The following is an 8,935-nucleotide window of genomic DNA, read 5'->3' as shown; positions in this document are numbered from 1 at the left end:
TCCTTGTCTCGTGCCTGGCGGGTTGTCCTTGTCTCGCGCCGGGCGGGTTGTCCTTGTCTCGCGCCGGGCGGGTTGTCCTTGTCTCGCGCCGGGCGGGTTGTCCTTGTCTCGCGCCGGGCGGTCGGCCTGCCCTTGCCTCTGGTGGCAGTCATTTCTCGCGTCTGGTGGCGAGCGTCCTCTTTGTCCGGCAGTGGTCACTGCTTGTGCCTGTCCGCGGTCATCCCTCGGGCCCGGTGCTCGTCGCTGCACCCCCTCTCGCAGACGTTGGTCAATGCCCGCTTATGTGCCTTTTGCTCTATAGACGTTGCGCGATCCACCTGCAATTCAGAGATCGAATTGTGGGTGGATCGCGCTTCTTCTATGGAGCAAAAGGTGTGAATCGGGGCATTGACCAGCGTCTGTGGCGATGGTGGCAACCCATGCGACTCGTGCGTCCTGTGGCGGCGGTCAAGGGGTGGGGTGGAGGGCCAAGGGAGCGGGGGAGCCGGACAGGTTGAGGAGGTCGTCGACGGGGGTGCGGGTGCCGAAGCGGTACGCGCGGGAGAAGGCATCCTCGGGCAGCGCCGCGTGCAGGGCCCGCTCGGTGGCCTGGCGGGCGGGGAGCTCGCAGGCGGGCGTCGGGGCGCCGATCTCGTGGCGGATGACGTCGGCGGCGGCGAGCAGGGCGGTGGCGTGGGCCGGGTCGCCGAGGCGGCGGCGGGCCTCGGCGAGGGCCTCCAGGACGCTGGCGCTCCGCCAGCGGTCGCCGACGCGGCGGTGGATGGCGAGGCTGGCGCGCAGGCGTTCGGCGGCGGCGGCGACCGCGTCGTCGGCGAGGTCGACGCGGCCCAGCAGGTCCTGGGCCCAGCCGATGCCTTCGGGGAACGACAGCTCGGTGAAGCGGTCCAGGGCGTCGACCAGGTGGCGGCGGGCGCGGGGCTGGTCGCCGCCGAAGTGGGCGACCGCGCCGAGGTGGGTGAGGGTCGAGGCGACCGATTCGTCGTCGGCGAGGTCCCGGAACGCGGTGAGGCTCGCGTCCAGCAGCGCGGCGGCCGCGGTGAGGTCGCCGGACAGCCAGGCGGTGCCGCCGGCGAGCTGGGCGGCGCGGCCCTCGCCCCAGGCGTCGCCGGCGGCGCGGTAGAGGGTCAGCGCCTCGTCGAGGTGGTGGCGGGAGCGGGGGTAGTCGGCGCGTTCGCGTTCGACGCAGCCGAGCAGGGTGAGCAGCCGCCCGCGGGTCTGTGCGTCGGGCGGGCCGGCGAGGGCCTGCGAGGCGAGGGCCTGCGAGGCGAGGGCCTGCGAGGCGAGGGCCTGCGAGGCGAGGGTGGCGGCGGCCGGGTAGTCGCAGTCGAGCAGCGCCAGGCTCGCGGCGGCCGAGCAGGCGGCGACCCGGAGCGACGGGGGTGAGTCGGGGCGGCGGAGCAGGGCTGATGCCAGCCAGTCGCGGCCCTGGCGGTACACGCCGGTGAAATGCTGGAAGGGCGCGAGGGCCGTCGCGAGACGCAGGTCATCGACGCCGGGGCGGGTGGCCAGCCAGGTCATGGCGGCGCGGAGGTTGTCCTGTTCGAGGGTGACGGTGCGCAGGATGTCCCGCTGGCCGGGGCCGCGGACGCCGGCGGCGGCCTGCTCGGCGAGGGCGACGAAGTGGCTGGCGTGCGCGTCGCGGGCGGCGGCGGCCTCGTCGGGGAGCTCGGCGAGGCGGGCGGCCGCGTACGCCGCGACGGTCTGCAGCATCCGCCGCCGGGGCCCGCCGGCCGGGGAGCCGTCCGCGGGGGAGACCAGGCAGCGCTCGGCGAGGGCGTCGAGCAGGCCCGGCCCGTGCGCGGGCAGGACCGCGGCCGCCGCGGGTGTGAAGCCGCCCTGGAACACGGCGAGCTGCCGCAGCAGGGCCTGCTTGTCCGGGGAGAGCAGCTGGTACGACCAGTCCAGCGCGGCCCGGAGCGTGCGATGGTGCTCGGGGCCGGCCGCCTTCGCGTCGGCCAGGACGCGGAACCGGTCGGCGAGCAGCCGGCGGACCTCCGGCACCGACAGCAGCGCGGCCCGGGCGGCGGCGAGCTCGACGGCGAGCGGCAGGCCGTCCAGCGCCCGGCAGATCGCGGCGGCGCCGGCCCGGTGCTCGCCGGGCAGCGGGCGGCCGGTCCGCTCGAACATCCGCGTCTCGAACAGGCGCAACGCCGTCGCGTCGTCCAGCGGCGCGACCTCGAGCACGGTCTCGTCGGGCAGGCCGAGCGCCTGCCGGCCGGTGACGAGCAGCCGCAGGGCCGGCGCCGCCGCGAGGAGGCGGGCGGCGAGCGCGGCGACCGGGTCGGTGACGTGTTCGCAGTTGTCCAGCAGGAGCAGCGCGGGCGCGTCGCCGAGCGCGGCGAGGAGCGTGCCGGTCGCGCCGGCGTCGGCCCGGCGCGCCACCCCGAACGCGTCGAGCACGAACCCGGCGGCGTCCTCCGCATCGTCGCGGAGCGAAAAGGCGGCGTCCCCTTCGCGAAGCAACAAGGCGGAGTCCTCCGCCCCCTCGCGAAGCGACAAGGCGGCGTCCGACTGTCCCTCGCGGAGCGGCAAAGGAGCGTCCCTTGCCCTCTCGCGGAGCGACCGTGCGGCGCCTGCCGCCGTCTCACGGAGCGGCAAACGAGCGTCCCCTGCTTCCTCGCCGACCAGCAACGCAGGGCCCCCAGCGTTCTCACGAGGGGACAAATACGAAATGTCGGATAAATTCGGGCGCTTGCGCCTGGATTTATCCGGGGTGGGGGACGGACGCATCGTGGTCAGGTCGACGAACCACACCGGTGTCGTCGCGGTGGCGCCGACCGCGATCGCCAGGCGGGTCTTGCCGCTGCCCGCCGGCCCGACGAGGGTGACCAGCCGGTGGTCGGGCGAGGCGAGCAGGCGGCCCGCGGCGCGCACCTCCGCGTCCCTGCCGACCAGGCTGGTCAGCGGGGCCGGTAACGCCGCGCCGGACTCCATGCCGGCACTGTACCGGGGTGGCCCCACCCTCCGGCACCAGCCGAAACGCCCCGATGGTGCGAGCGTGTCGCTGGTCGGCGGGGACCTTCTGGAGGTAATGATTGCTCATGAGGATCCATGCCGCGGCGACCCGCTGACCCGCGATGGCGTTTCTGGTCGAGATGCCCGACGGCGGGTTCCTGGAGGTCGAGGAGCGCACCGACATCGCCCCCGACGACCTGTCGGTGATCGGCATCCTGGGCGCGTCGCCGCTGGAGGGCACCGGACTGATCACGTTCGGCGCGGTGATCCGGGCCGGCCTCGACGAGGACGAGCAGGACGAGTTCGCGGACTGGATCTACGACCGGGTCGTGCTCTTCGCCGAGCTGGGCGGCGAGGTCGACGGCTGGGAGCGCCTGGAGGACGGCACCTGGCGCGTCGAGTCCCGCCGATAAACGTCCCTCCGATAGACACGGTCCGCGACGGTGCGGACACCGCGCGGTGCAACTTTCCGTTCCGGGGCGGCGGTGAGGTGGACGGCACATGAACCCGGGTCACCTGTGGGGTCCGCCCGGGTTACGCTCACGTTGATGACGATCGAGGTCCAGGGCGCGGGGCGCCTCTTGCAGGTCGGCACCGCCACGGAGATCGGCCGGCGGTATCCGGCCAATTTCGACGTGCTGCACACCGCCGAGCTGCAGCGCCGGCCGGGCCTGTGCGCGGTCGTCGCCGACGGCATGGGCGCGGGCGAGGGCAGCCGCACCGCCGGCCGCACGGCCGTGGACATCTTCACGACCGCCGTGCAGGAGCACCGGGGGCCGTTCGCGCCGCCGCCGCTCTTCGCCGCGGTCGCCGACGCTCAGCGCCAGGTCCGCGCCGCCGGCAAGTCCCTGCGCGAGCTGACCGGCTGCACCCTCACCGCCCTGGTCGCCGACGCCACCGGGGCGTGGGTCACGCAGATCGGCGACTCCAGGGTGTACCGGCTACGCGGCGGCCTCCTCGAGCTCCTCACCATCGACCACACGGAGGCGTGGCTCGGCGCGGTGCACGGCTGGTTCCCCGCCGACTCGCCGCAGGCCGAGGCCGCCCGCTACCAGCTGCACCGCTTCATCGGTCACCCGGGCCTGCCCGAGCCGGACGTCCTGAGCGTCACCATGTTCCCTGGCGACGTCTATTGCCTGTGCACCGACGGGATCGCCGAACAGGTGCCGTACCAGCGCATGGAGGCGACGCTGAGCTCCGGGGCGCCCCCGGACGTGATGGCGTCCGCCCTGGTCGCGGCGTCCCTGGAGGCCGGCGGCCGCGACAACGCCACTGCCGTCGTCGTCAAGGTCTTCTGACCCACCCCGCGCCGAGGACGGGCGGGTGGGTTCAGATCACCAGTTCGGCGGCAGGGCGCTCGGCGGTCACGGTGAGCGCCTCGACGTGCCGGTGCGGCGCGGGGCCGTCGGCGTCAGGAGTGGCGTCGGCCTCGGCGGCGACGACCTCGAGGGCGTCCCACAGCGCGGTGAGCGCCTCGTCCGAGCCGGTGACCTCGAGGGCGGGACCGCCCCGCAGCGCGACCGTGACCGGCCCGCCGGTCCGCCGCTGGACGAAGGCGCCGTTGAGGATGCGCTGCTCGTGCACGTCGCCCGCGGCGCGCAGCCGGGCGGCCAGGTCCCGCAGCGCTTCGGCCGGTCCGGCCAGGTCGAACACGTCTCCCGCGACACGCAGGCGGCACGCCAGCTGATCATCCACGCTGACCAACCTAACGCACCCGTGATCCGGAAGACCTTGTGCACTCCTAGGTACACAAGGTCTTCCGGATCATGAGGAAGCGGGGTCAGGCGGACGGGACCAGGGTGGAGACGTCCGCGGGGCGCAGGGCGAGGGCGAGCACGTCGGCGACGTCGGCGAGGGCGTGCACGGTCAGCTGCGACCGCACCTCCTCCGGCAGGTCGTCGAGGTCGGGCTCGTTGCGCTTCGGGATGATGACCTCGGTGAGGCCGGCCCGGTGCGCCGCCAGGAGCTTCTGCTTGACGCCGCCGATCGGCAGGACCCGGCCGGCCAGGGTGACCTCGCCGGTCATGCCGAACTCGGGCCGGACCGGCCGGCCGGTGGCCAGGGACGCGAGGGCCGTGACCATCGTGATGCCGGCGCTGGGGCCGTCCTTCGGCACCGCGCCCGCCGGGACGTGCAGGTGGATGCGGCGGCCGGCGAGCTCGTTCGGGTCGATGCCGAGGCGCCGGCCGTTGGAGCGCAGGTACGACAGCGCGATGTGCGCCGACTCCTTCATCACGTCGCCGAGCTGGCCGGTGAGGGTGAGACCGGGCTCGCCCTCCATCGACGTCGCCTCGATGAAGAGCACGTCGCCGCCCGCGCCGGTGACGGCGAGGCCGGTCGCCACGCCGGGGACGGCGGTGCGCTCGGCCGACTCCGGCGTGAACCGGGGCCGCCCCAGGTACTTGACCACGTCGTCCACGTGCACCGGCGCGCCGTCGTGGACGACCGCCACCTTGCGCAGGACCTTCGCCAGAGCCCGCTCCAGCTGCCGGACGCCCGCCTCACGGGTGTGCTCGCCGGCGATCGCACCCAGCGCGACATCGCTGATGGTGACCTCGTCGGAGGACAGGCCCGCCCGGTCGAGCTGCCGCGGCCACAGGTGGTCGCGGGCGATGGCGACCTTCTCCTGCTCGGTGTAGCCGTCCAGGGTCACCAGCTCCATGCGGTCCAGCAGCGGGCCGGGGATGGTGTCCACCACGTTGGCGGTGGCCAGGAACAGCACGTCGGACAGGTCGAGGTCGACCTCGAGGTAGTGGTCGCGGAAGGTGTGGTTCTGCGCCGGGTCGAGGACCTCGAGCAGGGCCGCGGCCGGGTCGCCGGCGTAGCCGACGGCGAGCTTGTCGACCTCGTCGAGGAGCACGACCGGGTTCATCGAGCCGGCCTCCCGCAGGGCGCGGACGATCCGGCCGGGCAGCGCCCCGACGTACGTGCGGCGGTGGCCACGGATCTCGGCCTCGTCGCGGACGCCGCCGAGGGACACGCGGACGAACTTGCGGCCCAGCGCGCGGGCGACGGACTCGCCGAGGCTGGTCTTGCCGACCCCGGGAGGGCCGGCGAGGGCGAGGACGGCGCCGGAGCCGCGGCCGCCGACGACCTCCTTGCCGAGCGCCGCCCGGCGGTTGCGGACCGCCAGGTATTCGAGGATGCGGTCCTTCACGTCGGCGAGGCCGGCGTGGTCCGCGTCGAGGATCGCGCGGGCCTGCGCCAGGTCGGTGTTGTCCTCGGTACGGACGTCCCACGGCATCTCGAGCACGGTGTCGAGCCAGGTGCGGATCCAACCGGCCTCCGGCGACTGGTCGCTGGCGCGCTCCAGCCGGCCGACCTCGCGCAGCGCCGCCTCGCGGACGACGTCGGGCAGCGTCGCCTCGGTGACCCGGGCCCGGTAGTCGGCCGACCCGGACGGCTCGTCCTCGCCGAGCTCCTTGCGGATCGCGGCGAGCTGCTGGCGCAGCAGGAACTCGCGCTGGGTCTTCTCCAGGCCCTCGCGGACGTCGTGGTTGATCTTCTCGTTGACCTGCTGCTCGGCGGCGTGCGCGCGGGCCCACTCGACAAGCAGCTCCAGGCGGGCGGTGACGTCGGGGGCGCCGAGGAGCTGGATCTTCTGCTCCAGGGTCAGCCACGGCGCGTAGCCGGCGGAGTCGGCGAGCTCCGACAGGTCCGTCATGCGCTCGACGGTGTCGATGACCTGCCACGCGCCGCGCTCCTGGAGCACGCCGATGACGAGGGCCTTGTACTCGCGGGCGAGCTCCTTCGCCTTGCCGGCGGGGGCGGGCTCGTCGAGCAGGGTGGCCTCGACCCACAGCGCCGCGCCGGGGCCGGGGACGCCGGCGCCGATGCGGGCCCGGGACAGGCCGCGGACGACCGCCGCGGGCTCGCCGCTGGGCAGCCGGCCGACCTTCTCGAGGACGGCGACGACACCGAACGAGCCGTATGCGCCGTCGACCCGCGGCACCGCGAGGACCCGCTTGTCGCCCGCGGATCGCGCGGCGTCGACGGCAGCCTGGGTGGTGGCGTCGAGCGTCACGGGGATGACCATGCCGGGGAGCAGGACGTCGTCGGTCAGGGGAAGAACCGGGAGAGTAGCCATGTCAGACACCTGCCATCACTGTGGGGTTGAGCGTGTCAGGCTTAAGTTACAAAGCGTTCCCTCTGTTCCCTGAAAGGTCCCGTGTGTGACCCAGGACACCGTAGTCGGGGAGGTCGAATGCGGTCGCGGTCCGCGTCGCGAGGTGCCTGAACAGGTGCTTCACCGGCGGCAGGTAGCGGATGGTGCGGAAGAAGCGGTCCCGCTGGGCGATCTTGCGCTCGGTGGACGGGACGAGGAAGTCGGAGCTGCCGGACGCCTGCTTCTGGCAGGTGGCGACGTAGGGCCGCAGGCGCCGCTCGTACGCCGCGAAGGCCTGCTCATGGGGCAGTGTCGCCAGCTCGCCGGCGAGCACGTGGGCGCCGACGACCGCGAGGCCGGTGCCGTTGCCGCCTGGGCCACCCGCGTAGCCGGCGTCGCCGAGCAGCGCCACCCGGCCGTGTGACCAGCGGTCCATCCGGATCTGCGCGGTGCCGTCGAACCAGAAGTCGGGCGCGGTGCGCATGGCATCGAGCAGGCGCGGCACCCGCCAGCCGGCGCCCTGCATCGCGTCCGCGACGAGGCGCCGCTGCTGGTCGACGTCGCGGCTGCGCGTCGGCGGCTGGTCCAGGGTGAAGAACAGCGAGATGACGGCCTTGTCGGGGGTGATGCCCGCGACCGTGACCGTCAGGCGCGGCTCGTTGTACATGAGCGCCGCACGGTCCAGGCCGAACTCGTTGGGCATTGTGAAGATGCAGCCGTAGACGCCGAGGGTGTGCTGCGGCACCGGGCCGAAGACCAGCTCGCGGACCTTGGAGTTCACCCCGTCGGCGCCGACGACCAGGTCGAACCGCCGCGGCGCGCCGTGCTCGAAGGTGACGTCGACGCCGTCCGCGTCCTGCGTGATCGAGGCGATCGAGTCGCCGAAGACGTATTCGACGTCGTCGCGGGTGGCGGTGTACAGCGTCTCGCCGAGATCGCCGCGCAGCACCTCCAGGTCGCCGCTGAAGATCGCGGACGGCATCGCCGCCTTCACCGTGCCGGCGCCGTCGACGATCGCGATGTCGCCCATGTGCGTGGCCTTCGCCCGCAGGGCGTCGAGGAGGCCCATCCGGCGTAGGACCTCGAGGTGGACGCGGCCGCGGAAGTCGACGGCGTAGCCGCCGCCGCGCAGCGAGGGGGCGCGCTCCACGACCGTGACCCGGTGACCGGTGCGGTGCAACCACAGCGCGAGGGACGGGCCGGCGACGCTCGCACCGGAGATGAGGATGTCCATGGATCGGAAATATACATTCGTCTTATACGCTTGTATAGACCCTAGGATCTGGACCATGGGACATCGCGAGGACCTCCTCGACGGCGCCGTGCGCTGCATCTACGAGAAGGGCTACGGGCGGACCACGGCCCGGGACATCGTCGCCGCGTCCGGCACCAACCTCGGCTCGATCGGCTACCACTACGGCTCCACCGAGGCGCTGCTCAACGCCGCCCTCGAGAAGGCCCTCGAGGACTGGGGCATGCAGCTGGCCACCGCGCTGCTGGCCACCGACGCCGAAGGGCTGCACGGCCTGGAGCGCTTCGAGGCGTACTGGAACAGCGTCATCGCCTCGCTCGGCGCGCACCGGCCGGCGTTCATGGCCTCGTTCGACGCGTTCGTGCAGATGGAGCACGCGCCGGCGATCCGGGCGATGATCTCCGAGGGCATGCGCGACGCCCGCGGCATGTGGGCGTCGGTGTTCCACGGGGTCGATGCCGCGGCCGAGCCGCAGAAGGCGTTCCAGCTCGGCTCGTTCTACCAGGCCCTGATCAGCGGAGTGCTGACCCAGTGGCTGATCGACCCGGCCGACGCCCCCTCCGGCCATGACCTCGCCGAGGCGCTCCGGATGGTCGCCGCCTCACTGTGACCGCCCGCTTTGT

7 protein-coding genes are annotated in these 8,935 nt (G+C 73.3%); 3 read left to right on the top strand and 4 right to left on the bottom strand.

Annotated features, from left to right (window positions below; genetic code table 11):
- Positions 1 to 447 precede the first annotated feature (447 nt).
- Entirely contained in the window at positions 448 to 2,934 is a 2,487-nt protein-coding gene (locus tag ABZ321_RS53515) for a hypothetical protein (protein WP_354904099.1), read from the bottom strand.
- Positions 2,935 to 3,077: 143 nt separating this feature from the next.
- Between ABZ321_RS53515 and ABZ321_RS53510 the strand changes: the two genes are divergently transcribed.
- Both ABZ321_RS53510 and ABZ321_RS53505 read left to right on the top strand, forming a co-directional pair.
- Positions 3,078 to 3,368 carry a hypothetical protein gene (locus ABZ321_RS53510; protein WP_344499104.1) on the top strand — a complete coding sequence of 97 codons (291 nt, stop codon included), beginning with the start codon at positions 3,078 to 3,080 and terminating at the stop codon, positions 3,366 to 3,368.
- Positions 3,369 to 3,503: 135 nt separating this feature from the next.
- Positions 3,504 to 4,253, top strand: a complete 750-nt coding sequence (locus tag ABZ321_RS53505; RefSeq protein ID WP_344499106.1) for a protein phosphatase 2C domain-containing protein — start codon at positions 3,504 to 3,506, stop codon at positions 4,251 to 4,253.
- Between the two features lie 31 nt (positions 4,254 to 4,284).
- Here ABZ321_RS53505 and ABZ321_RS53500 read toward each other — a convergent pair whose 3' ends face one another.
- From ABZ321_RS53500 to ABZ321_RS53490, 3 genes are all read right to left on the bottom strand, one after another.
- Positions 4,285 to 4,650: a hypothetical protein gene (locus ABZ321_RS53500; RefSeq protein ID WP_354904096.1), complete on the bottom strand. Its 366-nt coding sequence runs from the start codon at positions 4,648 to 4,650 to the stop codon at positions 4,285 to 4,287.
- Positions 4,651 to 4,735: 85 nt separating this feature from the next.
- The gene (lon, locus tag ABZ321_RS53495) at positions 4,736 to 7,042 is read right to left on the bottom strand and encodes an endopeptidase La (RefSeq protein ID WP_344499110.1); all 2,307 of its coding nucleotides are present in this window, start codon (positions 7,040 to 7,042) and stop codon (positions 4,736 to 4,738) included.
- A gap of 46 nt (positions 7,043 to 7,088) precedes the next feature.
- On the bottom strand, positions 7,089 to 8,294 hold the full coding sequence (locus tag ABZ321_RS53490) for an FAD-dependent monooxygenase (RefSeq protein WP_354904094.1): 1,206 nt from the start codon (positions 8,292 to 8,294) through the stop codon (positions 7,089 to 7,091).
- A gap of 55 nt (positions 8,295 to 8,349) precedes the next feature.
- On the opposite strand from ABZ321_RS53490, the gene ABZ321_RS53485 reads away from it, so the two are divergent.
- Positions 8,350 to 8,922, top strand: a complete 573-nt coding sequence (locus ABZ321_RS53485; RefSeq protein ID WP_344499113.1) for a TetR/AcrR family transcriptional regulator — start codon at positions 8,350 to 8,352, stop codon at positions 8,920 to 8,922.
- Positions 8,923 to 8,935: the final 13 nt, after the last annotated feature.

The sequence above is a fragment of the Dactylosporangium sp. NPDC006015 genome (genome assembly GCF_040614215.1).
Taxonomy (GTDB): Bacteria; Actinomycetota; Actinomycetes; order Mycobacteriales; family Micromonosporaceae; genus Dactylosporangium; species Dactylosporangium maewongense.
The sequence above is the reverse complement of the archived record's forward strand: the minus strand, read 5'-3'. Positions and strand labels throughout refer to the sequence as shown.